The 24,793-nt window shown below is 59.2% G+C and carries 24 protein-coding genes; 13 read left to right on the top strand and 11 right to left on the bottom strand.

Features of this window, described 5'->3' with window-relative positions; all coding sequences use genetic code 11:
- Positions 1-10: 10 nt before the first annotated feature.
- The 4 genes from FMN63_RS16375 to FMN63_RS16390 all read right to left on the bottom strand — a co-directional run bounded on the left by FMN63_RS16375 (position 11) and on the right by FMN63_RS16390 (position 5,664).
- A complete protein-coding gene (locus FMN63_RS16375; protein ID WP_148585156.1) occupies positions 11-397 on the bottom strand; it encodes an AtpZ/AtpI family protein in 387 nt (128 codons plus the stop codon).
- A gap of 212 nt (positions 398-609) precedes the next feature.
- Positions 610-4,068 carry a chromosome segregation protein SMC gene (smc, locus tag FMN63_RS16380; protein WP_148585158.1) on the bottom strand — a complete coding sequence of 1,153 codons (3,459 nt, stop codon included), beginning with the start codon at positions 4,066-4,068 and terminating at the stop codon, positions 610-612.
- Positions 4,069-4,155: 87 nt separating this feature from the next.
- Positions 4,156-4,791, bottom strand: coding sequence for a DsbA family protein (locus FMN63_RS16385; RefSeq protein WP_148585160.1), 636 nt, complete (start codon positions 4,789-4,791; stop codon positions 4,156-4,158).
- A gap of 363 nt (positions 4,792-5,154) precedes the next feature.
- Positions 5,155-5,664: a DUF721 domain-containing protein gene (locus tag FMN63_RS16390; RefSeq protein WP_148585162.1), complete on the bottom strand. Its 510-nt coding sequence runs from the start codon at positions 5,662-5,664 to the stop codon at positions 5,155-5,157.
- A 224-nt stretch (positions 5,665-5,888) separates the two neighbouring features.
- On the opposite strand from FMN63_RS16390, the gene mutY reads away from it, so the two are divergent.
- From mutY to bfr, 3 genes are all read left to right on the top strand, one after another.
- Positions 5,889-6,968, top strand: coding sequence for an A/G-specific adenine glycosylase (gene mutY, locus FMN63_RS16395; RefSeq protein ID WP_148585164.1), 1,080 nt, complete (start codon positions 5,889-5,891; stop codon positions 6,966-6,968).
- An 83-nt stretch (positions 6,969-7,051) separates the two neighbouring features.
- Positions 7,052-7,600: a 2OG-Fe(II) oxygenase gene (locus FMN63_RS16400; RefSeq protein WP_148585166.1), complete on the top strand. Its 549-nt coding sequence runs from the start codon at positions 7,052-7,054 to the stop codon at positions 7,598-7,600.
- A 303-nt stretch (positions 7,601-7,903) separates the two neighbouring features.
- Positions 7,904-8,389 carry a bacterioferritin gene (gene bfr, locus FMN63_RS16405; protein ID WP_148585168.1) on the top strand — a complete coding sequence of 162 codons (486 nt, stop codon included), beginning with the start codon at positions 7,904-7,906 and terminating at the stop codon, positions 8,387-8,389.
- A 160-nt stretch (positions 8,390-8,549) separates the two neighbouring features.
- Here the strand turns inward: bfr and FMN63_RS16410 are convergent, their stop codons facing one another.
- Entirely contained in the window at positions 8,550-10,037 is a 1,488-nt protein-coding gene (locus FMN63_RS16410; RefSeq protein WP_148585613.1) for an AMP nucleosidase, read from the bottom strand.
- 219 nt (positions 10,038-10,256) lie between these two features.
- Between FMN63_RS16410 and FMN63_RS16415 the strand changes: the two genes are divergently transcribed.
- From FMN63_RS16415 to FMN63_RS16430, 4 genes are all read left to right on the top strand, one after another.
- Positions 10,257-11,057 carry a transporter substrate-binding domain-containing protein gene (locus tag FMN63_RS16415; RefSeq protein WP_148585170.1) on the top strand — a complete coding sequence of 267 codons (801 nt, stop codon included), beginning with the start codon at positions 10,257-10,259 and terminating at the stop codon, positions 11,055-11,057.
- Positions 11,058-11,183: 126 nt separating this feature from the next.
- Entirely contained in the window at positions 11,184-11,990 is an 807-nt protein-coding gene (locus FMN63_RS16420) for an amino acid ABC transporter permease (protein WP_148585172.1), read from the top strand.
- 91 nt (positions 11,991-12,081) lie between these two features.
- A complete protein-coding gene (locus tag FMN63_RS16425; RefSeq protein ID WP_148585174.1) occupies positions 12,082-12,768 on the top strand; it encodes a DNA-3-methyladenine glycosylase I in 687 nt (228 codons plus the stop codon).
- Between the two features lie 131 nt (positions 12,769-12,899).
- Positions 12,900-14,039, top strand: coding sequence for a site-specific DNA-methyltransferase (locus FMN63_RS16430; RefSeq protein ID WP_148585176.1), 1,140 nt, complete (start codon positions 12,900-12,902; stop codon positions 14,037-14,039).
- 109 nt (positions 14,040-14,148) lie between these two features.
- Here the strand turns inward: FMN63_RS16430 and FMN63_RS16435 are convergent, their stop codons facing one another.
- Both FMN63_RS16435 and FMN63_RS16440 read right to left on the bottom strand, forming a co-directional pair.
- A complete protein-coding gene (locus FMN63_RS16435) occupies positions 14,149-15,954 on the bottom strand; it encodes a putative bifunctional diguanylate cyclase/phosphodiesterase (protein ID WP_148585178.1) in 1,806 nt (601 codons plus the stop codon).
- 2 nt (positions 15,955-15,956) lie between these two features.
- Positions 15,957-16,535 (bottom strand): heme NO-binding domain-containing protein, encoded by a 579-nt coding sequence (locus FMN63_RS16440; protein ID WP_148585179.1) that lies wholly within the window; start codon positions 16,533-16,535, stop codon positions 15,957-15,959.
- Between the two features lie 438 nt (positions 16,536-16,973).
- Here FMN63_RS16440 and FMN63_RS16445 point away from each other — a divergent pair, with 438 nt between their 5' ends.
- Positions 16,974-17,918 carry a GAF domain-containing protein gene (locus FMN63_RS16445; protein WP_205514054.1) on the top strand — a complete coding sequence of 315 codons (945 nt, stop codon included), beginning with the start codon at positions 16,974-16,976 and terminating at the stop codon, positions 17,916-17,918.
- A gap of 173 nt (positions 17,919-18,091) precedes the next feature.
- Positions 18,092-19,612: an aldehyde dehydrogenase gene (adh, locus tag FMN63_RS16450; protein WP_148585181.1), complete on the top strand. Its 1,521-nt coding sequence runs from the start codon at positions 18,092-18,094 to the stop codon at positions 19,610-19,612.
- Positions 19,613-19,711: 99 nt separating this feature from the next.
- On the opposite strand, the gene FMN63_RS16455 is transcribed toward adh, so the two are convergent.
- Together FMN63_RS16455 and FMN63_RS16460 are read right to left on the bottom strand one after the other, a co-directional pair.
- A complete protein-coding gene (locus FMN63_RS16455) occupies positions 19,712-20,050 on the bottom strand; it encodes a hypothetical protein (protein WP_148585183.1) in 339 nt (112 codons plus the stop codon).
- 42 nt (positions 20,051-20,092) lie between these two features.
- The gene (locus FMN63_RS16460; RefSeq protein WP_148585185.1) at positions 20,093-20,467 is read right to left on the bottom strand and encodes a winged helix-turn-helix transcriptional regulator; all 375 of its coding nucleotides are present in this window, start codon (positions 20,465-20,467) and stop codon (positions 20,093-20,095) included.
- Between the two features lie 156 nt (positions 20,468-20,623).
- Between FMN63_RS16460 and FMN63_RS16465 the strand changes: the two genes are divergently transcribed.
- The 4 genes from FMN63_RS16465 to FMN63_RS16480 all read left to right on the top strand — a co-directional run bounded on the left by FMN63_RS16465 (position 20,624) and on the right by FMN63_RS16480 (position 22,553).
- The gene (locus tag FMN63_RS16465) at positions 20,624-21,238 is read left to right on the top strand and encodes a glutathione binding-like protein (protein WP_148585187.1); all 615 of its coding nucleotides are present in this window, start codon (positions 20,624-20,626) and stop codon (positions 21,236-21,238) included.
- Positions 21,235-21,621, top strand: coding sequence for a nuclear transport factor 2 family protein (locus FMN63_RS16470; protein ID WP_148585188.1), 387 nt, complete (start codon positions 21,235-21,237; stop codon positions 21,619-21,621). Before FMN63_RS16465 ends, FMN63_RS16470 begins: the two co-directional genes overlap by 4 nt.
- 1 nt (position 21,622) lies before the next feature.
- On the top strand, positions 21,623-21,838 hold the full coding sequence (locus FMN63_RS16475) for a tautomerase family protein (protein WP_148585190.1): 216 nt from the start codon (positions 21,623-21,625) through the stop codon (positions 21,836-21,838).
- 154 nt (positions 21,839-21,992) lie between these two features.
- Complete coding sequence (locus FMN63_RS16480) at positions 21,993-22,553, top strand: DUF4166 domain-containing protein (RefSeq protein ID WP_148585192.1); 561 nt, start codon at positions 21,993-21,995, stop codon at positions 22,551-22,553.
- A 5-nt stretch (positions 22,554-22,558) separates the two neighbouring features.
- Here the strand turns inward: FMN63_RS16480 and tyrS are convergent, their stop codons facing one another.
- Both tyrS and FMN63_RS16490 read right to left on the bottom strand, forming a co-directional pair.
- Positions 22,559-23,836, bottom strand: coding sequence for a tyrosine--tRNA ligase (gene tyrS / locus FMN63_RS16485; RefSeq protein WP_148585194.1), 1,278 nt, complete (start codon positions 23,834-23,836; stop codon positions 22,559-22,561).
- A gap of 331 nt (positions 23,837-24,167) precedes the next feature.
- Positions 24,168-24,752 (bottom strand): hemerythrin domain-containing protein, encoded by a 585-nt coding sequence (locus FMN63_RS16490; RefSeq protein ID WP_148585196.1) that lies wholly within the window; start codon positions 24,750-24,752, stop codon positions 24,168-24,170.
- Between the last annotated feature and the right edge of the window lie 41 nt (positions 24,753-24,793).

The raw sequence follows: 24,793 nt of genomic DNA on the forward strand, positions 1-24,793 counted from the left end.
GCGACAAATTCTATTTCGATCTGTCGTTCTGAACGTCTTTTTCGCGCTGGACCTTGGCATCCGGCTGCTCGACGACACCGGCCGCGCGCAGAACGTTCAAGACCCCGGCTACGAAACCCAGTAGCAGAAAGACAATCAACCCGAAGGGCGATGTCCCAAACCACTGGTCGCCAACCCAACCAATCCCGGCCCCCACCAGCACACCGGCGATAAACTCCGAAGAGAGTTTCATTGCCTGCGCGTATCCGGATGAGCTGCTTTGAGACTTCCGAGCGGTCTTTTCTTCAACCACTCTTATGTCGTCAAGCTTCCGGTTCAATTGAGCCCGCCGCTCCGACAGACCCGCTTCCGGGGAACCAACCGTCCGATCCTTATTATCGCCGTTTTGCGAAGACATGTTCTTAAGTCCTCAGCTCGCGCCGACATGCTTGATCCGACAACTGGGGAGCCCCCTAAGCCGCGCGCACCATAGTCGGCACCTCATGTCGTGTCAAGAAGCCTGCGTCAAAGTCTATCTAATTGAAAAATAATATATTTTTTCGTTTAAGCCGATTCAGCCAGACCTAAGTTGCATAAGCTTTTCGCGGCAGTGCCGCACCAGACGCGATCTTAGCCAGTTTCCCGGAATCGCTCCGCCGTCTCCAGATCGACCGAAACAAGCTGGGAAACGCCGCGCTCGGCCATCGTCACACCAAAGAGGCGGTTCATGCGCGCCATGGTGATCGGATTATGCGTGATCACCACAAATCTGGTTTCCGTGCTCCTGGACATCTCGTCCAGGAGGTCGCAGTAACGCTCCACATTGGCGTCGTCGAGCGGCGCATCGACCTCGTCGAGCACACAGATCGGCGCCGGGTTTGTAAGGAACACCGCGAAAATCAGCGACATGGCCGTCAGCGCCTGCTCGCCGCCCGACAGCAGTGTCATGGTCTGCGGCTTCTTGCCGGGCGGACGGGCAATGATTTCCAGACCTGCGTCAAGCGGGTCATCGGAATCAACGAGCTGCAATTCGGCCGTACCGCCTCCAAAAAGATGTGTAAACAAGCGCTGGAAGTGGCCGTTGACGACTTCGAAGGAGGCCAGCAGTCGCTCCCTCGCCTCGCGATTGAGATTCGAGATCCCGGTCCGCAGGCGTCGAATCGCCTCGATCAGGTCATCACGCTCCGAGGTCAGCGTGGTTTTCTGATCGTCGATTTCACGCAGCTCCTCCTCCGCACGCAGGTTGACACCGCCGAGCCGCTCGCGCTCGGCCTTCAGCCGCTCCAGCTTGCGTTCCATGGCATCGGGATCGGGCAGCGGCGCGCCTTCCTTCAAGCCCGCGATCTCCGGCAACGCCGTTACCGCGACTTCCAGGTCCTCGTCGATGCGCCGTTCCAGGTTCTGCTTGCGGTCCCGGGCGGCTTCAAGGCGCTCCTCGGCGCGAATCTTCTCTTCCCTGGCTCCGGCCATCGCTTCCATTGCTGCCTTGGCCGCGCGGTCGACATCGGCAAGGTCCAGTTCCGCCTGTTGAAGCTGATCGTCCTTCGCCTTCTTGTCTTCCTCGGCCTTGGCAATGGCGGAAAACACGTCGCGGCGCTTGATCTCGATGTCCTCGGGCGCCTCGATCAGCTCGCCCCGCTCCTCTTCCGCTTCTTCACGCCGTTCCTGCAAAATGGAAATCTGCTGTGCGGCATTGGCAGCTCGCGTTTTCCAGCCGTCATATTCCCGGGCAATGGCTTCCAGACGCCGGTCGCGCATCTGCTGCTCACGGGCAAGACCTTCGGCCACCGCACGAGCTTCGGCCAGGGCACCGCGCGCCGCCGCGACCTGCGACTGCAGGTCCTCGATACGATCGCGGTAGCTGGTTCCGTCCGGCGCTTCTTCGAGACGTTCTTCGGCTTCGGCCAACTGTTCGCGCGCAAGTTCAGCCTCTTCGCCGAGGCGCTGTGCCCGGTCCTGTGCGGCTTCCAGCTTGGCAGCAAACTGCGAGACGGCCCGTTCCGCTGCCGCAAGAGCTTCACGCGCGGCCGCCGTCTGGCGTTGGCCGTCACGTACCTTGCCTCTGGCAAGTTGCTCCAGCTCGACCGCCTGACGCACCCTGGTCGCAGCGCTTTCCATTGCCTGCTGGCGATCCTCAAGATCACGCCGGGCCTGTTCGATTTCGTCACCAAGTTCGGCCAGGCGGTTCTTTTGCGCCAGGCGCTGTGCTGCCGGCGTCGGCGCATTGGCTGCAATCACGAAACCATCCCAGCGCCACAGGTCGCCTTCCACCGAAACGAGGCACTGGCCCGGCTTCAAGGATGTGCGCAGATCCGGACCCGCTGCCTGGTCGACAAGGCCGACCTGGCGCAGGCGGCGGCTCAGTTCGGCAGGCGCTTCCACCACTTCGGCCAGGCTGCGGGCCCCAGCCGGCAGCGCCGGGTCACCCTCATGAGACAGGACACCGCCCCAGCGCACAGCGGCAGCTTCTTCCAGAGAAGCATCCAGATCCTCGCCAAGCGCTGCGCCCAAAGCCGTTTCAAAGCCCTGCTCCACGCGGATCTGCTCGACAACCGGCGTATGATCCTGTTCGGAATGGACGTTCAGCACCTGCTCAAGCGTCCTGGCCTCGGTCTCAAGGCCTTGAAGCATCTGGCGGGCGTCGCCGACGGGACCACGGGCCGACTGTTCCTGCTCACGCGCTTCGCGGGTTGCGGTTTCGGCGTCTTCGGCGGCAGCTTCCGCCTCCAGAAGGGCTTCCTCCGCCACTTCCAGGGCTTCCCGGTTTTCGGTGACGCCGTCCTGCTCGGCCATGCGTTCGTTCAGTTCGGCAAGGGCCTTCTGGGCGTCCTGGGCCTGCGCGAGCAACCGGTCCGAGCGCTGACGGCTTTCGGCAACAGCGCGCTCCAACTGGCGGCGTTCGGCAGTCGCACGGGCCTCGGCTGCCGTCAGATCGGACAGCTGGCTTTCCAGGCTTCCGACAATCTCTTCAGCCTCGGCCACCTTTTCGCGGGCACTTTCGGTGCGTTCCTGCACCATCTCGTTTTCTTCCAGAAGCTCCGCGCGTTCTTCCGACAGGCGTTCCAGAACCTCATCGTTTTCAGACACCAAAGACTGTTCGCGCCGGATGTCTTCCGCCAGTTGCACCAGACGGCGCTCCAGGTCCTGAAGCTTTTCCTTCACACGCCGTTCTTCCGCGTCCAGTTCGTTGCGGGCAATAACAAGCCGCTGTAAAGCCGCGCCTGCCTTGGCCGCATCGTCGCGCAGTTCCGGCAGCTTGTGCGCCGCGATGGCCTGAATGCGGGCGCTTTCCGCCTGGAGGCCCGTTGCTTCATTCACCTGCTTCTGGGCTTCGGCAAAATGACTTTCCGCAACGCCCAGCGCATCACGCGCCTCGGTCCAGCGGATGTAGAGGATCGAAGCTTCGGCTCCGCGAATTTCAGAAGACAGGTTGCGGTAACGCGATGCCTGGCGCGATTGCCGGCGCAGATTGTCGAGCTGGCCGTCGATCTGGACAAGCACGTCTTCGAGCCGCTCCAGGTTCTGCTCGGCCGCGCGCAGGCGGATTTCCGCTTCGTGCCGGCGCGAATGCAGGCCGGAAATACCCGCCGCCTCTTCCAGAATCTGTCTACGGGAAGTCGGCTTGGCCGCAATCAACTCACCGATTTGGCCCTGACGCACCATCGCCGGCGACCTGGCGCCGGTGGAGGCATCCGCGAACAGCAACTGCACGTCGCGCGCGCGCACATCCTTGGCGTTGATCTTGTAGTTGGAGCCCTGCTCACGCTCGATCCGGCGGCTGACTTCCAGCGCATCGGCATCGTTGAAAGCGGCTGGTGCCGTGCGGTCCTGATTTTCAAGGTACAGCGTCACTTCGGCGGTATTACGCGCCGGGCGGTTCAGGCTGCCGGAGAAGATAACGTCGTCCATGCCGGACGCACGCATGTTCTTGTAGGAGTTTTCGCCCATCACCCAGCGCAGGGCCTCGACAAGGTTGGACTTGCCGCAGCCATTCGGCCCGACCACCCCGGTCAGGCCGTTGCCGATGATGAACTCCATCGGTTCGACGAAGGATTTGAAGCCGACGATACGGAGTTTGGAGAATTTCATTGGCGCCCGTGCCCCGTGGACACGGACACCTGAAGATCATGGGTTCGATCGAGGCAAACCGAACGGACCGGCGGGTTGACCGCCAGTCTAGAGGTTCGCGTCAATAAGTTTGCCCATCTCTTCAATCGAAAGCGCCCCCGAGTGCTTTTCGCCATTGATGAAGAACGTCGGGGTGGAATCTACGCCAAACTCGTTTGCGCCACGGTTTTTCACCGCTTCGATGGCATCAAGCAGGTCCTGGTTCCCCAAACATTCCTCAAAGGACTCTTTTGTAAAACCTATCTGCTTGGAAAAGTCGAGCATGGATTGGTACGGATTGTCGGTAAACGCCCAGGCTCGCTGCTGTTCGAACATGATGTCCACAATCTCGAAATATTTGTCGGCAGGTGCGCAGCGCGCCAGCATGAAGGCGCCTGCGGCAACCGGATCCAGCGGGAACTCGCGGAAAATAAAGCGAACCTTGCCGGTATCGATGTAGTTGGCCTTCAGGTCCGGATAGGTACGCTTGTGGAAATTGGCGCAATGACCGCAGGTCATGGACGCATATTCCACAATGGTGACCGGCGCGTTTTCTTCGCCTAGGATCTTGTCGCCCAAGGGGCCGGGCGTTACCAGCTCGGCCTCGTCTACGGTCTGCGCAAGAGCCAAGCTCGATCCGGCAAGGCAGAATGCGGCCATCGCCAGGGCAGTGGTTTTGAGAAACTGTCTACGGGTCTGGGTCACGAAGATCGTCCTGTCACAATAGTCAAGCGCTGCACCGGCCGGTGCATGGATCGAAGAATATCCTGACGGATATCCAAGCCGATCGGGTTCAATGGTACCGGGCCACCCTATGTGCCTTCAGCTGAACGCAGGATGAACCGTCTTGCTGCCTTCTCTGCCCTCTCGGACAGGCGGCGTCAACAAAGCTTATCAAATGCGGCATGAGCGAGGACGGTCAACCGCAGGGCCTCTTTGCCGCATTCCGGGCCATGATCAAGCGAAGGGTCGGGTAAACCGGCCATTTTCGGGAACAGACGTGACCGGAGAATTGTCCGCCGCCCCCCGTTTCACAGAGTTGTTATTGAAGGGACAGGCACAACCGCCTCACGCGGCATCGTCTGCCTGACGGGCGATGATCTGGGCACCAAGTTTTTTCAGCGCTTGCCGAAGGCGGTCGTTCTCGACGCCCTCCAGCCGCTCTTCAAGCTGACGTTCTTCGGACTGCGTCAGATCGCGCAAAGGCTTCTTGCTGACCGGCTGCTTCACCAGAACCGGTTTTTGCAGGATCTTGATGCGGCCAATGGCCCGCCAGCCGTAGAACGTGTTGATGCGTTCGATCACCTGCGCGCTGTCATGGGACAGCATCAGGGCTGTTGCGCCATCTGTGTGCACCACAAGCGTCGCCGGTTCCGGCGGCTTTTCCGGATCGCTGCGCTCGGGCTGGCGTGGCCAGATCAGCCTGTCCGGCTGTACGCGCGTGCCATACCGCTCGCCAACGATGTCGGCCCAGGCGGCAATGATGTCAACGGACGCAAAACCCCGTTTCCGGCAAACAGGCGTCATCGCCTTGCCGACAAGATCGGCCAGCGGTTTTGCCCCTCTCGAGGCGTGCACAGGGTTTGCCTTTGTAGCGCTAATAGCCTACCTCCTCATCCAGACAAACAGTCCGGTGATTTGCCGGTCAGTTTCCAGATTGGGGTGTTGTATCTCAATAGAATACGACAAAACGACGACGAATACTTACACCTAACTCACCGCACTGCCTATATCAGCCAAGTTGTCCCCAGGCTATCCAAGGCTTGCTGCTTCATGTCACCACCTGTTGTTCATCTGATCTCATGGCCTCTGCTTCCCCTTCCAGACTGCTTCTTGACTGGTACGACCGTCATGCCCGGCGCCTGCCCTGGCGGGTTTCCCCGGAAGACCGCAACCTGGGCGAAGTCCCGGATCCCTACCGGATCTGGCTGTCCGAAGTCATGCTGCAGCAAACCACAGTCGCCGCCGTCAAAGACTACTTCGAGAAGTTTACGCGACGCTGGCCAACCGTGACCGATCTCGCCGACGCTGCGGAAGAAGACGTCATGAAAGCCTGGGCGGGCCTTGGATATTATTCGCGGGCGCGCAATTTGAAAAAATGCGCTGAAACCGTTGCACGGGACCACAACGGCCAATTTCCTGAAGACGAAGTGGCATTGCAGAAGCTGCCGGGCATCGGCCCCTACACGGCCGCAGCCATCGCAACCATTGCCTTTGACCGGCACGCGGCTGTGGTTGACGGCAACGTGGAAAGGGTTCTGACACGTCTCTACGAGATCGAAACGCCGCTTCCGGACGCCAAACCGGAAATCAAGGCGAAAATGGCGGATCTGACGCCGGACAAGCGGCCCGGCGACTTTGCACAGGCTGTGATGGATCTCGGTGCGACGATCTGCACACCCCGCAAACCGGCCTGCGGGCTTTGTCCCTGGCGTTCCATCTGCCGGGTACAGTCGTCAGCCCTTGCCGAAACGCTGCCACGCAAGGCGCCGAAAAAGGAAAAGCCGACGCGTTTCGGCGCCGCTTTCGTGGCAGTCGACGCGGCAACGGGCGCAGTCTTGCTGCGCCGCCGCCCGCCGCGAGGGCTGCTGGGCGGAATGAGCGAAGTGCCAGGGACAGAGTGGGCGGAGGATTTCGATCTTGATCAGGCCCTCAGCCTTGCACCGTTTTCCGCGGATTGGCAGCAGCGCCCGGTGGAAGTGAAACACACCTTCACCCACTTCCATTTGCGGCTCACGGTCTACCGGGCCGATCTTGCGGCGGACGCCCTGCCGCCACTTGACGATGCCTGGTGGTCGTCCCCGGAAGTCATTGAAAGCGAAGCACTTCCCACGGTGATGAAAAAAGCGCTGGCTGCCGCTGTCGAACGGCCGCGGAAATAGTTCTTTCCCGGCTCAAGAAAACAGTTGCAGTTTACCCGGATTGGCTGTTGATCAGCGAACACGTTTGCTGGATCTGAGCCCCCATGTTCACCTATTCCTATGACGCACTCTTTTCTCAAAAAGACTGCGATGAAATCATCCGCCAGAGCCTGGCGGAAGCCCAGGACACAGGTGGCCTTGTCGGTGGCAAGCAGCAGGGTGAGATCCGCCGCGCGCGCATAAGCTGGCTTGATGACGAAGGCACCGCCGGCTGGGTCATGAACCGTGTGATGATCGCTGTGGCCAAAGCCAACCGTGAGGCCTTCGATTTCGATATCACCGAGTTTCGGGAAAAACTTCAGGTCGCCATCTACGATGAAAGCGAAGAAGGCCATTACGACTGGCATTCGGATGTCGGCGAAGGCCCTATTGCCCAGTTCCGCAAGGCGACCATCGTCACCCAGCTTTCACCGTCGGACACCTATGAAGGCGGAGCGCTGGAAATCAGCCTCGGGCACAAGGTGATGGCTGCCTCGCGCGATCAGGGCTGCGCAACGCTGTTTGCCAGTTTCATGCTGCACAGGGTGGTGCCGGTGAGCAAGGGAAGCCGGTATTCCCTCACCTGCTGGAGCCATGGTCCCCGCTTTCGCTGAGTCCCGCTGCGGATTTCCGCGCAATCTCTCGCTTGTCCAAACGATTGGGCGAACGTCCGTTCAACTGCCCGCCGTCATCGACCGGCAACAAACAGACACTATGAAGATCCTGATTTGCTCGCCCGGAAAAGTCTTGCAATCTCTTTGCCTTACATGGAGGTATCCGAGGCCGGTTTCATTTTGCTGCTTTGGGGTATAACCAGTGGAAGTAGCAACTCAAGGTGCCATGGCCCCTTGCGCCTGAAGTGAATTACCCTAGAATGATTCTAAACAATAATCGATTTCCAAGAAGGAGGCTCTGCCGTGAAAGGGAACGAAAAAGTCATTGAGCGCCTGAACGAAGCTCTGTTTCTGGAGCTTGGCGCCATCAACCAATATTGGCTTCACTACCGCCTCCTGAGCGATTGGGGCTTCGCGCGCCTTGCCAAGAAGGAACGTGAAGAATCCATCGAGGAGATGCAGCACGCCGACAAGCTGGTCGACCGCATCATCTTCCTTGAAGGCCATCCGAACATGCAGAAGGTTGCACCGCTGCGGATCGGGCAGAACATCAAGGAAGTGCTGGAATCTGACCTTGCCGGCGAATATGACGCCCGCACGTCCTACGCCAAGTCTCGCGACATCTGCCGTGAGGAAGGCGACTATGTCTCCATGCAGCTTTTTGAAGAGCTGCTGTCAGACGAGGAAGGCCATATCGACTTTCTGGAAACCCAGCTTGAGCTTCTGGAAAAGATCGGTGTCGAGCGCTACGGCATGCTGAATGCCGCTCCGGCCGACGAAGCCGAGTAAGACCTCAAGCCGCGATTTTCCAAGCGATGATGAAGCCGGTGCAGCACTGCACCGGCTTTTTTTGTTCGGTGTGTTAAACGCGTGTGACGTCAGGCGGCGCGCATTGTCACTTTCGTGGCGTGCGCTCGTCTGATGAAACGCCTTCGCCGTTCAAGACGCCTTACTGGAACGCCGTTTCGGTGAAACTGCGCAGCTTGCGCGAATGAAGGCGCTCGGCGGTCATGTCGCGCATTTTCTCCATCGCCCGGATGCCGATCTGAAGATGCTGGGCGACCTGGCGCTTGTAGAAGTCGGTTGCCATGCCCGGCAGCTTCAGTTCGCCGTGAAGTGGCTTGTCCGAGATGCATAGCAACGTGCCGTAGGGCACGCGGAAACGGAACCCGTTGGCGGCGATGGTCGCCGATTCCATGTCGAGCGCGATGGCACGGGACTGGGAGAACCGCTTGACCAGTTCCGGCTGGTCCCAGAGTTCCCAGTTGCGGTTGTCGAGCGAAACGACGGTTCCCGTGCGCATGACGCGCTTCAGTTCGTAGCCATCGATGCCGGTGATTTCCGCAACCGCGTCTTCCAGGGCCACCTGCACTTCCGCCAGCGGCGGGATCGGCACCCAGATCGGCAGGTCCTGGTCGAGAACATTGTCCTCGCGCACATAGCCATGGGCCAGAACATAGTCGCCAAGCGTCTGGCTGTTTCTGAGGCCTGCGCAGTGCCCCAGCATCAGCCACACATGCGGCCGCAGAACGGCGATATGGTCGGTGATGGTTTTGGCGTTGGACGGCCCGACGCCGATATTGACCATGGTGATGCCGCTGCCGTCGGCCCGTTTCAGGTGATAGGCCGGCATTTGCGGCAGCTTTGTCAGCTCTTCGCCATCCGGCTGGCTCTGGCCAGCCTCCAGCACCACGTTGCCGGGAGAAACGAAGGCCTCATAACCACTGTCCGGCTGCAACAGCAGCTCTTTGGACATGCGGCAGAATTCGTCGATGTAGAATTGATAGTTCGTGAAAAGCACGTAGTTCTGGAAGTGCTCGGCTTTGGTTGCCGTGTAGTGCTGCAGGCGGTGCAGGGAATAGTCGACCCGCGGCGCCGTGAACGAGGCAAGCGGCATGACCCCGTCGGCCGGATCATAAGTGCCGTTGGCAATGGAATCGTCCATCACGGTGAGGTCCGGCAGATCGAACATATCCGCCAGGGGACGATCGAGGTTTGCTGCTGCCGCGCCGCCTTCCACGTGCGTGCCGTCATAAAAGGCGAAGTGCAGCGGGATCGGCATGTCGCTGTCGCCAATCTGGATCGGCACGTCATGGTTTTTCATCAGCAGTGACAGCTGGGACACCAGATAGTGCCGGAACAGGTCCGGACGGGTGATCGTCGAAGCGTGAGTGCCCGGCCGGGAGACGAAACCGTAAGACAGGCGGCTATCCAGCCGGACGTGGCTGTCGGTCACGATCCGCACCTGCGGATAGAAGGCGCGCACGCGGCCGTCGATTTCCCTGCCTTCCAGCAGATCCTGAAAATGCTTGCGCAGAAAGGCGGTGTTGGATTCAAAAATCTCGATCAGCCGGTCGACCGCCTTGTCGGCGTCGGTAAAGACCTCAAGCGGATGGGAAGGCGCATGCCGGACCCTGCGGGCGGCTTGATGAAACATGTTCTTGTTTGAGTTGGACACAAACTGTCTCCTTATTGTTCTTATGGGTTCACAGTCCCGCTAACGCTTCCCGTGGTCAATAGATCTACCATCGGATTTTGAATTTTTTTTCGCAGAGAGAAAATTTCTGCAAAAGACCCTTCGCGTGGCATTTGAGCAGGCTTTCCCAAAGCGTTGCAAGCGGCTAAGCTTCGGCTGATTTCTGACCTGGAGTTTCCCATGAAAAACACTGTCCTGACCCTTGCGGTTGCCGTTTCCTCCCTGATTGGCGCAGGCGTCTCCGCCCTTGCCGACAATCTGCCGGATCTTGGCGGCCGGGACGTCGTTATCGCCACGGAAAATACCTACCCGCCGCTGCAGTTCGTCGATCCGAAGTCCGGCGAGGCAATCGGCTGGGAATATGATGCCGTTGCCGAGATCGCCAAACGGCTGAACCTGAACGTCACTTTCGAGAACACCAGTTGGGACGCCATGATCCCCGCCATATCGGCCGGCGAATACGACATGGCGATGAACGGTATCACCATTCGCGCCGACCGCGCCGAGCAGGTGGACTTTTCAGTCCCCTATATGCGGTCCGAAATGTTCATGCTGGTCCGCGCCGACGAGGACCGGTTTACCGACGCCAAGGGCTTTGCTGCCAATAGCGATTTTCTGGCCGGCGCCCAGCCGGGCACCACACCGTTTTATGTGACCGTCTATGAAGTGCTGGATGGCGACGAAGCCAACCCGCGCATCAAGCTGTTCGAAACCTTCGGAGCCGCGGTTCAGGCGCTGAAGACTGGTGACGTCGATCTGGTTCTGACCGACAGCACCGGCGGCCAGGGTTACGTTTCGACCAACCCGGACACCTTCAAGCTGATTGGCGACCCGATGGGCTCGGAAGACTTCGGCTTCATCTTTCCGAAGGGCTCGGACCTGATCGAACCGGTCAACGCGGCCATTGCCAGCATGCGCTCCGACGGCACGCTGGATGCCCTCAACAAGAAGTGGTTCTTCGACTACAAAGCCGCTCAGTAAAGCCAATCTCCGTCCGCAGGCGGCTGGACTTTCCAACCCACGGCCGGTATCCGGGCTGTTCTTAGCCCCGATGCTGGCCGTTTTCGTTTGAACCGCCGTAAACACCGCTGGAGCCCAGACCAAGCCATGTTCCGCAACAAGAGACCGTCCGGCGCGCCCAAGGAAGACTTCCCCTACTGGCTTGTGGTTGCCGTCGGTGTCGCGGCCTTTCTGTTGTTCCAGATTGCGACCAACAATATCTATTCGCAGGTCATGGCAACGGTTTCACGCGGTATCGGACTGACGGTCTTCGTAACGCTGGTCGCCTTCTTTTGCGCCTCCGTGCTCGGGCTGCTGCTGGCACTCGGTTCGCTGTCCGGATCGATTGTCTTGCGGCAGACAGCGCGATTCTACGTCGAAATCGTGCGCGGTATGCCGATCATCGTGCTGCTGCTCTATATCGCCTTTGTCGCGACCCCGCTGTTCATCGGGGCAGTCAACGCCATTCTGGAGCCCTTGGGGCTGGACCTTCTGCGCACCCGGGATTTTCCGCTGCTCTGGCGGGCGGTTCTTGCACTGACAATCGGTTACTCGGCCTTTATCGCCGAGGTTTTCCGGGCTGGTATCCAGGCCGTCGACAAGGGCCAGATCGAGGCAGCCGAAGCACTTGGCATGAACGGCTGGTTGCGCTTCCGCCTCATTATCTTCCCGCAGGCGCTGAAGACCATTCTGCCACCGCTCGGCAATGATTTCGTCGCCTTGATCAAGGACAGTTCGCTGGTGTCGGTTCTGGGGGTCGCGGATATCACCCAGCTCGGGAAGGTCTATGCGGCAGGCTCCTTCCGCTATTTCGAGACCTATAACGTCGTCGCCCTCATCTACCTGATGATGACGATCACGCTTTCGCTGGCCCTGCGCAAATTTGAACGGACACAACAGATCCAGGAGCGCTAAGGTTTTCTCCGACGACCTCCCCTCCTGCTCCTCATCCTGATGAGGGTTACGGGGGGGGGGGGCGGCTATTTGCAGCGAGACGGAGATTTGCATGCGTTCCTTTGAAGACATCGAAGCTCTGGCCGCAGAGAAAAAGGGCGGACCGGAGGCGCTCAACGCTCTTCTCGCAGAGCATGACGCTCCCAAAACGGTGGAGGACCTGGAGAGGATCGGTGACGACCGCTGGCTTGCCATGTTCACCAGATGCGTCTTTCAGGCCGGGTTCAGCTGGAAAGTGATCGATCAGAAGTGGCCGGGCTTCGAAGAGGCCTTCGAGGGCTTCGACGTCGCCCGCCTCGCCTTCTTGCCCGACGAAGCGTTCGAGGAACTGCTGGGCGACAAACGCATCGTGCGCAATGGCGCCAAGATCCGGTCCGTTCAGCAGAACGCGATTTTCCTGAAGGAGCTTGGCAGGGAACACGGCAGCGCAGCCAAATTTTTCGCGCATTACCCGGTGAACGACCAGATCGGTCTGATGGAGCTGCTCAAGAAGCGGGGCAGCCGGCTCGGCGGCAACACCGGGCAAATCGCTTTGCGCTTCATGGGCAAGGAAAGTTTCGTCCTCTCCGGCGATGTGGTTAACGCCCTCATCCGAGAAAATGTCATAGAGAAGGACTCCCTGTCGAAAAAAAATCTGAATGCGATTCAGGCTGCTTTTAACGAATGGAAAGCAACTTCCGGTCGCAGTCTGAACGAAATCAGCAGAATTCTGGCCTTTTCGGTCGGGACAGGTCATTAACTTCTCATTCAGCTTTTACGATTGTAAACAAAGCTTTGATTCAAAGGGAATTTTTGTTTCGATCGCTTAACCGCTGGTTTACCAAACCCGGTAACCATGACACTCGAAATTGCGTGAGGTATTGCGTCGCAATGAGTGTACTGCGTACCGGGGTGTCCACCGTGGCACCCCGTCTATCCAATGAACCGGAAGCCGGTGCTTCCTGGCTAAACACGATCCTGAAGGGCGACTGCGTAGCCGCCCTTGAGAAACTGCCGTCCCGTTCTGTGGACCTGGTCTTCGCGGATCCGCCCTACAACCTTCAGTTGGGTGGCGATTTGCACAGGCCGGATCAGTCAAAGGTGGATGCCTGTGACGATCACTGGGACCAGTTCGAAAGTTTTCAAGCCTATGACGCTTTCACCCGGGCCTGGCTTCTGGCCATTCGCCGGGTCATGAAGGCGGATGGCTCGCTGTATGTGATCGGCTCCTATCACAACATCTTCCGTGTCGGCGCGATCCTGCAGGATCTCGGCTTCTGGATCATGAATGATATCGTCTGGCTGAAGTCCAACCCGATGCCGAACTTCCGTGGCAAACGGTTCACCAATGCCCACGAGACCATGATCTGGGCGGTGAAGTCGAAAGATGCGAAGCCGACCTTCAACTACGACGCTCTGAAGACGTTCAACGAGGACCTTCAGATGCGCTCCGACTGGCATCTGCCGCTGTGCACCGGTGCCGAGCGGTTGAAGGGCAAGGACGGACAAAAGGTGCATCCGACCCAGAAACCGGAAGCCCTGCTCTACCGTGTTCTGACGGCCTCCTCCAAGCCGGGAGACGTCGTGCTCGACCCGTTCTTCGGAACCGGCACCACCGGTGCCGTCGCCAAGAAACTCGGCCGTCACTTCGTCGGGGTGGAGCGTGAGCAGGACTATATCGACGCGGCCACGGCGCGTATCTCGGCCATCGAGACGGGTGACGCCGCATCGCTGGAAATGCAGCAGGGCAAGCGGGCCCAGAAGCGCATTCCGTTCGGCACGTTGCTGGAGAGCGGACTGTTGCAGCCGGGCACGGAACTCAGCTGCCCGAAAGGCAAACATCTTGCCATCGTGCGTGCGGACGGCTCACTCAAGTCCGGCGACCATACCGGGTCGATCCACAAGGTCGGTGCCCTGGTACAGGGGCAGGAAGCCTGCAACGGCTGGACGTTCTGGCACATAAACGAAGGCGGAAAGACGTCACCTATCGACGATCTCCGCAAGGAAATCAGATCCCGCCTGCAGGCATAAGCAGGCACTCCAAAGAGGAGACTTCGCGTTCCCCGCGAAATCCACTTAGCCCCGTTTCCCAGAAAAGGAGACGGGGTTTTCTTTATTTACGGCAGGAATATTGGCCCGATCAGGCCGTCACGCATTTCAGGTCAGGCGCCCAGACATCGAGCCACTCCCGGATTTCCACCGCGCCGAGGGGTGGTGAGAAGTAGAACCCTTGAAACAGCCGGCAGCCACAGTTTTCCAGGAACTCCAGTTCCGCGCGGGTTTCCACTCCCTCGGCCAGAACATCCAGTCCCATATTCTGGGCCATCGCCAGCATGGCACCCGCAATCCTCTGCATCTTCGGACTTTTGTCGAGGCCGGAGACGAACGACCGATCTATCTTCAAGGTCGCGACAGGTGTTTCGATTAAGGTGGCGATGGAAGAGTGACCCGTGCCGAAATCGTCAAGCGCCAGAGCAAAACCGGCCTGTTCCAGATTGCGGCACTGGGCGATCAACCCCTGGTCCGACTGTTCGAACAGGATTGATTCCAGAAGTTCCAGTTGAATATCGCCGGGTGTCAGGCCCGCGTCATCAAGTTCGCTCTGCAAAATCGCGGCAAACTGCTCCGATCTGAGGTTCGATGCGGTCACGTTCAGGGAGAGTTTGCCGATATCCTTGCCCTCAGCCTTCCACTCTGCGAAATGCGTGAAGGCCTTGCGGCGCACCTGGCGGTCGATTTCCGACATGATATTCGCCCTGGTCGCCGTTTCCAGGAAGCGGGCCGGCGGCAGCACCCCTTCCATCTCGGTCTGCCAGCGGGCGACAACTTCCAGGCCGCAAACCTGGCCCGTCATGCTGTTTATCTGCGGCTGAAAGTAGGGAACGAACTGACTGAGTTTCAGCCCCTCCTCAATCAGCGAGACGAGCCTGCTGGTCTCCTCATGCCGCCGGATCATTTCCTTTGACAGCACTTTGACGGACGACCTGGTCGTCTTGGCGTCGTAGAGCGCGATATCGGAATGCGCGATCAATCTGTCGGCGTTCTGGACTTGGCCGGGGTGGAACAGCACGATGCCTATGCTTGCCGTAACCTGACAGTTCTGCCCGTTGTAGCGGATCGGCATGGAGATCTCGTCCAGCAGGCGCAGCGCCATGGCATAGAGCTCTTCCCTGTCCGGGGGAGCCGCCAGAAACAGTGCGAATTCATCACCGCCGAGGCGCGCTGGAAGATCGTTCGGACCGGAAAAAGATGTCATTGCCTCCGCTGTCCGCATGAGGATCATGTCGCCTGCGGAGTGGCCGAAATTGTCGTTGATCGACTTGAACTGATCCAGATCGATATGCAGCAGGGCAAAAAGTTGCCCTTTGTTCGGCAAATGCAACACGTCTTCCAGGCGGCGGTGCAGGGCTCCCCTGTTGGCGATTTCCGTCAACGGGTCCTGGGAGGCCTTCTTTTCCGCTTCAATCTTCGCCGCCTTGAGTGCGGAGGCCATTTTCTGACTGTCTTCCAGAAGCGTGCGCTGCGCTTCGAAGGAATAGAAAAGGTCGATGGAAAAATCGTTCGGTTTGAAGTCTGCTTCCGTCAGCTTGAAACGTTCCACGACCTTGGACAGGTGGAGGCCGAAAGACAGATCCAGGAAAATCGTGTCCTCGTCCGCGCCGGCCAATGCAAACCCGCGGAACTGTACCGGCTCGCCGTCTCGCAGATGCGCCCGCAGAACCAGTTTTGTGCCGAGCCTCTCGCGGATATCTGCGATAGACCTGACGTTTCGCGGTCGTTCCACCGTGAAAACGTCAAAGAGATCCGCCTCCAGAATGCCTGTCCCCAGGACCCTTTCCAGTGTTGGGCCAAGGCCTTCGATCCGTCCGCGACTGTCCAGCACGACATGCATGGGAAAAAGCATGTTGATGGCCTTGCCGCTCAGATCGAGTTTGGATGAAGTCAAATTCAGGCCCCGGTGCTGGAAGGTTGTGGCGCTTTGTCGAGAATCCTGACTTCGAAAATGTCGTGATCGCACTGCTCGGATTTCGCCGCGACCTGGCTAACCTCAATGTGCTCACCGGTCTCCGAGGCTAGGCCGTGCAGAAGGCCGATCACCATCGGCGCCAGTCCTTCGCGCTCGGAATAGTAATGCAGAATACAGGATCCATCGTCCCTCTGCTCTACCTCAAAGGAAGGCGGTTTCAGATGAGGCATCGTCAGGAGGATGCGGTCGTGCATGTCGTCGAGCCCCTTCAACTGCTCGATGAAGGAATTGCCGGCAAGCCGCATGAGATTGCCGAAATGCGAAGCACCCGCAAAGTCAACCCAGTATCTGCCGAAAATGGCCATGACATCCGCCAAGGGAAGACCGGTGAAGCCGCAGATGGCATCAATCAGTTTGTAAGTGATGGCATCGTCGTAACTCGACATTCGTTCGAATTCGAGTTGATCCAGGCCCGCGGTTTCACAAATGCTTTGCCAAGCCTCAGGTCCATGATTTTCCGTAACGAAGCTACGAATGCCTTCGTTCAGCATTCCGTACATCTGGTGCCCCCCAGGATTTTATAGTGTGATTATACGAATTTGCTTAAAGCCGCTCTAATCTGCTCCAGCCATATTTCTGCTTTTAAGTCTCATCTTGAGTTTATTTTACTACTTTTTCGCGAACTTCTTTAACATTATCACTCCAGGTTTCTTCTTTCCTCAGAAGACCATCCGGAGAAATAACAGGAAATACGTTTATTCCCCTACGCAGCCTAACGCGGACGTACTTCTTCGGGTGATTTTCCGGCATGTCAACAGAAGCCCGTCGAGGGGGCACCTTGCATGTCACAGATCCTGGACCGCCGCCGGACAGACATCTTGCAATCGCCCTCCAATCCCGCCATCCTTTGCGTTCAAACGAGCGTTCATGGGAGGAACGGGTTCAGGGTTTGAAACCGGCTGAAAGTGCCGGAGGCCTTTGGACCGCTGATCGCGACAATGAAGGATCACGTCGAAACAGTTTTACGAACCGTGCAATCCGCGTCCGCGCCTGCGCTCTCCCGGATCGCGGCGTCCTGGCGTAGATCCATCGACAAATATGGGCTGGATCCAGCCACCGGCAAGCCTCCTCAGCGCCTCGGCGACGACCAGCTTTGCCAGCGCCTGGAAGAGACGGGGGCTTTCCTGACGATCGCAGCCTCCAAGCTGGATCAGCTTTTCGGCCTGGTCGGTCAGTCCGGCTGCACGGTTCTTCTGACCGATGCGGACGGTGTCATCCTCGACCAGCGCTGCACCTCCGCCGACGCGGATACCTTTCAGGACTGGGGCTTGAGCAAGGGGACCAACTGGAGTGAGGCCGCCGTCGGAACCAACGGAATCGGCACCTGCCTCGCCGAAGAACGCAATCTCATCGTCCACCGGCAGGAGCACTTTCTGGCACGCAACGTCGGCATGAGCTGCATGGACGCGCCAATCTATGGCCCGGACGGACGGCTTGCCGGGGCCCTGGACGTCTCCTCCGCACGGTCCGACCAGACGGAAGCCTTCAACCGGCTGATTGCCGCCATGGTCTCGCAGACAGCAAGACAGATCGAGATCGAGACCTTCCGAGCCGCCTTTCCCGGAGCCCGTATCATTGTCGCCGATGGCGAGAGCACAGACAACGCGATGCTGCTCGCGGTCGACGGCGACGACATCGTGCTTGGCGCGACTCGCGCTGCCAGAAAGGCCTTCGGGCTTGGCGCAAGCGGCCCTCTGAAACCCCTGCCCGCTTCCGATCTGCTTGGCCGGGAGGATGGTCCGAGCGGTTTTGAAAAGGCTGAAAGGGCAGCCGTCATCCGTGCCCTGACGCGGGCCGGTGGCAATGTCTCCGAAGCGGCCCGCGCGCTCGGCATCGGCCGGGCAACCCTTTATCGGCGTATGAAACGGCTCGGCGTCGACTGAAATCGCGGCCAACCTGTCTCAGAACTGAGACACATGCCGCACAGTTACACATTCCCCCATCTATCGCCGCGCGACCTCCTCCCGCACAGTCTGCCCATTCCCGGTGGAGGACCGGGACCTTCGGTCAGTTGCAGCTTCGGTTGGCTGACTGCCGATCTTGTGGAGGACCCCAGATGAACCAGATGCCAAGCTTTAACGTCGACACGACGTCTCCGTTCAAATCCCGGTACGACAACTACATTGGCGGCAAATTCGTTGCCCCGGTCAACGGACGGTATTTCAACAACATCACACCGATTTCCGGCAATACGGTCTGCGAAATCGCCCGCTCCGACGCCGCCGACGTGGATCTGGCGCTGGATGCCGCACATGCGGCCAAGGATGGCTGGGGTCGGACCCCGGCAGCGGAACGCGCCAATATCCTTTTGAAGATCGCCGATGTCATGGAGCAGAACCTCGATATTCTGGCCAAGGCGGAAACCTGGGACAACGGCAAGCCGATCCGTGAGACGACAGCCGCCGACATTCCGCTTTCCGTCGATCATTTCCGCTATTTTGCCGGTGTCCTGCGCGGCCAGGAAGGATCGATGTCGGAGATCGACAACGATACGGTCGCCTATCACTTTCATGAACCGCTCGGCGTTGTCGGCCAGATCATTCCGTGGAACTTCTCCATCCTGATGGCAGCCTGGAAACTGGCTCCGGCACTTGCCGCCGGCAACTGCATCGTCCTGAAGCCGGCTGAGCAGACACCGGCCGCGATCATGGTGCTGGCAGAGCTCATTGGTGGCCTGCTGCCGGATGGAGTTCTCAACATCGTCAACGGCTTTGGTGCGGAAGTCGGCGCGCCGCTCGCAAAGTCCAACCGCATTGCGAAGATCGCCTTTACCGGCTCGACCCAAACCGGCCGGATGATCATGCAGTACGCGACCGAGAACCTCATCCCGGTGACGCTGGAGCTCGGCGGCAAGTCGCCGAACGTCTTCTTCTCCGACGTCATGAGCCAGGACGATGCGTTCCTGGACAAGGCCATCGAGGGCTTTGTTCTCTTCGCATTCAACCAGGGCGAAGTCTGCACCTGCCCCAGCCGGGCGTTGATCCAGGAAGACATCTACGAAGCCTTCATCGAGCGAGCGATTGCCCGTGTGAAAGCCATCAAGCAGGGTGATCCGCGCTCCATGGAAACCATGGTCGGCGCCCAGGCCAGCCGTGAGCAGCAGGACAAGATCCTGTCCTATCTGACCATCGGCGTCGAAGAAGGTGCGGAAGTGCTGTGCGGCGGCGCGGAAGCCAAGTTCGACGGCGACCTTTCCGGCGGCTTCTACGTTCAGCCGACCATCCTGAAGGGCCACAACAAGATGCGGGTCTTCCAGGAGGAAATCTTCGGTCCGGTCGTTTCGGTCACCACGTTCAAGACCGACGAAGAAGCCCTGGCGATTGCCAACGACACCATGTACGGCCTTGGCGCCGGAGTATGGTCCCGTGATGCCAACCGCTGCTACCGGTTCGGCCGCGCTATCGAGGCGGGCCGCGTGTGGGTGAACAACTACCACGCCTACCCGGCCCATGCGGCCTTCGGTGGCTACAAGCAGTCCGGTATCGGTCGCGAAAACCACAAGATGATGCTGGATCACTATCAGCAGACCAAGAACATGCTGGTCAGCTACAACCCGAACAAGCTCGGTTTTTTCTAAAGGCTACCGAGGTTACACGACCTTGTTCTGGCAGTGACGCGGGGCAGCCTTCGACAGAGGGCTGCCCCGTTCTCCGTTCAAGGCCCCTAACCTGCGGCTTCATCGTAATAACTCTTCAGCAACGCCTTCCAGCAAGTCTGCCAGCGCCTTCGGTTCGCTCACCATCGCATCCTGCCCGGACGCGATCTGCGAGACCGGCCAGCCTTTGGCTTGCGCGCGAGCCAAGGCGACTTTTGCAGGCGGATAGGGCGGGTCTGTGCATTCAATGTAGTGAGCCGGAAGGCCGTTTCCGACCAGGTGTTTCAGCTCCAGGGCTGTGGTGAAGGTCTGGAACGGATGCTGGGTCAGCTGCGGTGTCCGCGTTCCCGCAGAATGTTTGCCAGACGCGACCAGCACCAGCCGCCATGCCAGACACCATGCCAGACGCCATGGACACAAACAAAGGTCCGGTGTTTCAAGTCGCCCTCCCCGATCCAGCGCCTATTCGGCAGCTTCCGCCGCCTTCTGGAAATCACGCCGTTCCTTCAGTTTGTGACCGACTTCGACGATGGCTTCCAGCGCGGGAACGAGATCCTGGCCGAGGTCCGTCAGCTCATATTCGACCGACGGCGGCGATGTCGGCCGGACATGGCGCAACAGGATGCCGCGCCCTTCCAGTTCTGAAAGGCGTTGTGACAGAACCTTGCCGGAAACAGGGGGAATATCCGCCTTCAGCTCGTTGAAGCGGCGCGGACCTGCGCGCAGGTTCCAGATAACGTTGGGCGCCCAGGCGCCGGAAATCACCTTCATGCACTGGGTCAGACTGCAGGGTTGCGGCGGCTTCGGGCTGAGGTTCTTGCGCATTTTCAATGCCATGGGCACCACACGATCTTTAAAGTTCCAAGGTCACGCGGGAACCATCAGGTTTCTGCCCGGTAACTCAATAATTCAAGTTACCAATAGAAACCTGCTTGTCAATGGTGACCTAAGATTACACCTTCCAGGCATCGATATGAACCAAGGAGCCAATCGATGAAACTGTTCTACAAACCCGGTGCCTGTTCCATGGCTGCTCATCTCATTCTCAACGAAGCGGGAGCCACCTACAGTCTCGAAAAAGTGGATACATCTGCGGGCTTGACGGAAACCGGCGCGGTTTACGACGAGACCAATCCGCGCGGCTACGTACCGGCACTGCGGTTTGAAAACGGCGACGTCCTCACGGAAAACGTCGCGATCCTGCATTGGCTTGGCGAGCAATATCCGGACTTTGCCTCCGATAGCGCCGGCAAACCGCTCGACCGGTTCCGCGTCCTGGAATTGCTCAGCTTCCTGTCCTCCGAACTGCACAAGGGGTTCAGTCCGTTCTTTTCCGGCAAGGAATTTTCTGAAGCAGACGCGGCTGATAACCTGGCCAAGCTGAAGATCAGGCTCGGACAGTTCGATGCCCTGCTGGCCAAGGGCGGCGACTATCTGCTGGGTGATAGCTTCTCCGTTGCAGATGCCTACGCCTTTGTCATCCTGAACTGGACCAACTTCATCGGCGTATCTCTTGGCGACTGGCCGAAGACGGCAGCCTATGTCGAGCGCATCCGTGCCCGTCCGGCGGCCCAGAAGACCCTTCAGGAAGAAGGTCTGGCGGCATGAGCAGTGCCTTGGCTGCGCTGGAAAAGGTCATTTCCGACTATTTCGATGCGCTTTATCACTGCGATACCGACCTGTTGCAGCAGGTGTTTCACGAGCGGGCGATCTACGCCACTGCAGACGAAACACCCCTGCTCTACCGCACGATGGCCGAATATGTGCCGGTCGTCGCCGCCCGTCAGTCGCCGGCGTCCCGGGGCGAGGAGCGCCGCGATGTCATCGATGAAATCCAGTTTGCCGGCGATAACACGGCCTTTGCCAGGGTTCGCTGCTCGATCGGCAGTAACGATTTCACCGACTTCCTGACATTCGTGCGTGACGAGGACCGCTGGCAAATCATGGCGAAGATCTTTGAAATCCGGCCCCGCACCGAAGGAGCGACCTGACATGCCTTACGTGAATATCCAGGTGACCCGTGAAGGGGTGACCGCAGAGCAGAAAGCCCGGCTTATCAAGGGCGCGACGGACCTTCTGGTCGATGTGCTCGACAAGACCCCCGCAACCACCTTCGTGGTGATCGAGGAAGTGGACCTTGAGAACTGGGGCGTCGGCGGCCTGCCGGTGGCAGACTACCGGGCAAGGCAGCTGGAGAAACAAAGCTGAGCAAACCAAATGAAGCCGGGATCTCCCGGCTTCTTTCTTTGGGGTGCTGCTCAACTGGACGTCACGCAATAAGCACAAAGACGATTTCCAGTTGCCCAAACGCCTCCGGAGTGGTCTGCCTGGGAAGACACATCGACATCAAAGCAGTTCACACATGCCCCGCACACTTTATCAGGACATACTCGGCCCCGACTTCGCAAAGGTTCCGGAACAGATTCGCTACATGCACAGTTTTGCGCGAGTGGCGCGTGGAATCGCTGATGTCAGCAGAGGCACTTCCCTGGCAGCCAGACTGATCTGCCGGCTGGCGAAGTTCCCGGAAGCCCGGATGGGTGTTCCGGTCGAGACCAGCTTTGAACCTATCGCGGGTGGAGAGCGCTGGACGCGGCGGTTTGACAGGCAGCCATTCCAAACCGACATGATGGCCGGAAACGGCGAAGCCTATCCCTGCATGCTGGAGCGTCTTGGCCCCTTCCTGTTCAAGATGCAGGTGAGTGCGACCGAACAGGGTATCGACATCACTCCGGCGGAAGTTTCACTCGGTCCTCTATCTCTGCCGCTGCCCCTTGCTCCGAGAGCGGTCGGGCGCGAACGTGTTGTCGATGGCAGGTATAGTTTCAGCGTTGAGGTGACCTTCCCGCTGATCGGGAAGGTCTTCGGCTACAACGGCCGGCTGGAGCCGGCCGTTCTGATCGATGACGCGGAAGCCGTCTAAGCGGTTCACTCAAATCCCACCAGCGCCTTGCGGCGCTTGCCGACGGATATCGATAGGCGGTCATTGGCCTGAAGATCACCTGTCGCGATACGGCGACGCGCGTCGTCAACAATCTGGTTGTTGAGGCGGACGCCGCCCCCTTCCACCAACCGGCGGGCTTCGCCGTTGGAGGACGCGAAGCCGACCGCGACCACAAGCTCCAGAAGACCAAGGCCCTCCGCCAGCGTTTTCAGCGGCATACTGTGGGTCGGTTCCAGGATCTCGCCTTCACCGGCAAACAGTGCATCGCCCTGCTGCAAGGCTCCGCGCGCTTCTTCCGGACCGTGAACGATAGCCGTCACCTGGGTGGCCAGGATCTTCTTGGCTTCGTTGAGTTCCGCCCCTTCCAGCGCCGCAAGACGTTCGATCTCGCTCATCGGCAGTTCGGTGAAAAGGCGCAGGCATTTGGCGACATCGGCATCGGCGGTGTTGCGCCAGAACTGCCAGAAGCCGAAGGGCGACAGATGTTCGGGATGCAGCCACACGGCACCGGCCGCTGTCTTGCCCATCTTGGCACCGCTGGCGGTCGTCAGCAGCGGCACCGTCAAACCGTGCAGCTTGCGGCCATCGCGGCGGCCAAGTTCCACACCGTTGACAATGTTGCCCCACTGGTCGGACCCACCAACCTGAAGCGAACAGCCGTGACGTTTTGCCAGTTCCAGGAAATCGACAGCCTGCAGCATCATGTAGCAGAACTCCAGAACCGTCAGCGGCATCTGTGCATCGAGGCGCGACTTGACGCTGTCGAAGGTCATCATGCGGTTGACGGTGAACTGGGAGCCATAGTCGCGGAGGAATTCCAGGAAGCGGAATTCATTGAGCCATTCCGCATTATCGACCAGCAAAGCCCCATCTTCGCCTTCCATGTCGACGAGCCGTTCGACGGATCGTCGTATGGTCGCGATGTTGGCGGCGATCTGGCGTTCTTCCAGCATCGGCCGGGCATCGTTCCGGAAGCTCGGGTCGCCGATCTGGCTGGTACCGCCACCGAGCACGACGATGGGACGATGGCCGAGCTTCTGCAGCCAACGCATCGTCATCAACGGCATCAGGTGGCCAACATGAAGGCTGGACGCGGTGGCATCGAACCCGGCGTATGCGGTGATCGGCCCCTGCGACAGGGTCTGGTCGAGTGCCTCGATATCCGTGCACTGATGCACGAGTCCACGTTCCAGAAGCACGGCAAGTGCTTCCGATTTGAGTTTTGTTGCCGGTTTACCGGCTTCGATCATATGTCTGGTCATTTTTCGCTTCCTGGTTCCCCCGCCAGGAAGCTCGGGTCTCTAGAAACCAAAAAGCCGCCTGACGCGGCGGCTTTTGAGGTGTCTATGGGGTGAACAAGATCCTACGCAGCCGCCGGTATGTCGGTGACGTAATAAAAATACACGAAGAATGCGCTCATCTTGGTCATGCCATTTTAAATGCGTGAGAGCGGGAAAGGAGTCAAGCCTGTTGTACCGCCGATATCCACGGCCCGGCCAAGTGTAACCGGAAAGCCTCAACACCGTGACGTGGGCAAAGCACTCAGTTCCAACCGGATCAAGGATCCCTGGCCAACCGCCTGCACAGCCGCTTTTACGAAAGTCCCAGTTTCCGCTCGCCCCGATCCAGGATAAGCGGCACGATCAGATCTTCCTCGTCATCCAGGTGGCGCATCAGGCCGGAGATCAGCGTGTCGCTGACACCGGCGAAACTGTCGGCTGCACGACGGATGGCGTCCCGGTCTTTTGTCTGCAGCTGTCCGAACAGCTTGTTTGCGCTCTTGATGACCGATTCAATGCGGTGATGGATCAGCTCGTGATCGCCTTCGAGCAGCTGGAACCCGTCGACAAGGCGCTTTTCCGCTTCCATGAAAACCGGGAAATAGTGCTGATCCTCGATCATGTGATGGTGATGCAACTCGCTCAGGAACTGCTGCAGGCGCGGCGCGAAAAGGTTGCCGAACCGGTTCACCGGGATCTTCTGTTCGCGGAAGTCGGTCAGGATTGTGGCCAGGTCACCGCCGAGCTGACGAAAGCCGTTGTGCCGGGCAAGCCAGAACTCGGTCAAGGGCCCCAGGTTCCGGTGAGCCGACCAGTCTTCGCGCGGATGTTCTTCCAGAAGGAACAGCCATTCCTGCGGAAGTCCGGTCCGTTCGTCCAGGTTGGTGCTGTCTGTCATGGCAATCAGAGTCCGGTCATCGAGAGGTTTTGCCGACCTTA

The sequence above is a fragment of the Stappia sp. BW2 genome, from assembly GCF_008107695.1.
Classification (GTDB): domain Bacteria; phylum Pseudomonadota; class Alphaproteobacteria; order Rhizobiales; family Stappiaceae; genus Roseibium.

What these genes read in the sequence shown, in the direction of transcription:
- FMN63_RS16480 (WP_148585192.1), top strand. Translation starts at nt 21,993, where the DNA reads ATGCCCCGCACACTTTATCAGGACATACTCGGCCCCGACTTCGCAAAG.
- FMN63_RS16490 (WP_148585196.1), bottom strand. Translation starts at nt 24,752, where the DNA reads ATGACAGACAGCACCAACCTGGACGAACGGACCGGACTTCCGCAGGAA.
- FMN63_RS16445 (WP_205514054.1), top strand. Translation starts at nt 16,974, where the DNA reads ATGAAGGATCACGTCGAAACAGTTTTACGAACCGTGCAATCCGCGTCC.
- FMN63_RS16475 (WP_148585190.1), top strand. Translation starts at nt 21,623, where the DNA reads ATGCCTTACGTGAATATCCAGGTGACCCGTGAAGGGGTGACCGCAGAG.
- FMN63_RS16440 (WP_148585179.1), bottom strand. Translation starts at nt 16,535, where the DNA reads ATGTACGGAATGCTGAACGAAGGCATTCGTAGCTTCGTTACGGAAAAT.
- adh (WP_148585181.1), top strand. Translation starts at nt 18,092, where the DNA reads ATGAACCAGATGCCAAGCTTTAACGTCGACACGACGTCTCCGTTCAAA.
- FMN63_RS16375 (WP_148585156.1), bottom strand. Translation starts at nt 397, where the DNA reads ATGTCTTCGCAAAACGGCGATAATAAGGATCGGACGGTTGGTTCCCCG.
- smc (WP_148585158.1), bottom strand. Translation starts at nt 4,068, where the DNA reads ATGAAATTCTCCAAACTCCGTATCGTCGGCTTCAAATCCTTCGTCGAA.
- FMN63_RS16470 (WP_148585188.1), top strand. Translation starts at nt 21,235, where the DNA reads ATGAGCAGTGCCTTGGCTGCGCTGGAAAAGGTCATTTCCGACTATTTC.
- FMN63_RS16420 (WP_148585172.1), top strand. Translation starts at nt 11,184, where the DNA reads ATGTTCCGCAACAAGAGACCGTCCGGCGCGCCCAAGGAAGACTTCCCC.
- FMN63_RS16465 (WP_148585187.1), top strand. Translation starts at nt 20,624, where the DNA reads ATGAAACTGTTCTACAAACCCGGTGCCTGTTCCATGGCTGCTCATCTC.
- FMN63_RS16425 (WP_148585174.1), top strand. Translation starts at nt 12,082, where the DNA reads ATGCGTTCCTTTGAAGACATCGAAGCTCTGGCCGCAGAGAAAAAGGGC.
- FMN63_RS16415 (WP_148585170.1), top strand. Translation starts at nt 10,257, where the DNA reads ATGAAAAACACTGTCCTGACCCTTGCGGTTGCCGTTTCCTCCCTGATT.
- FMN63_RS16430 (WP_148585176.1), top strand. Translation starts at nt 12,900, where the DNA reads ATGAGTGTACTGCGTACCGGGGTGTCCACCGTGGCACCCCGTCTATCC.
- tyrS (WP_148585194.1), bottom strand. Translation starts at nt 23,836, where the DNA reads ATGACCAGACATATGATCGAAGCCGGTAAACCGGCAACAAAACTCAAA.
- mutY (WP_148585164.1), top strand. Translation starts at nt 5,889, where the DNA reads ATGGCCTCTGCTTCCCCTTCCAGACTGCTTCTTGACTGGTACGACCGT.
- FMN63_RS16410 (WP_148585613.1), bottom strand. Translation starts at nt 10,037, where the DNA reads ATGTTTCATCAAGCCGCCCGCAGGGTCCGGCATGCGCCTTCCCATCCG.
- FMN63_RS16400 (WP_148585166.1), top strand. Translation starts at nt 7,052, where the DNA reads ATGTTCACCTATTCCTATGACGCACTCTTTTCTCAAAAAGACTGCGAT.
- FMN63_RS16460 (WP_148585185.1), bottom strand. Translation starts at nt 20,467, where the DNA reads ATGGCATTGAAAATGCGCAAGAACCTCAGCCCGAAGCCGCCGCAACCC.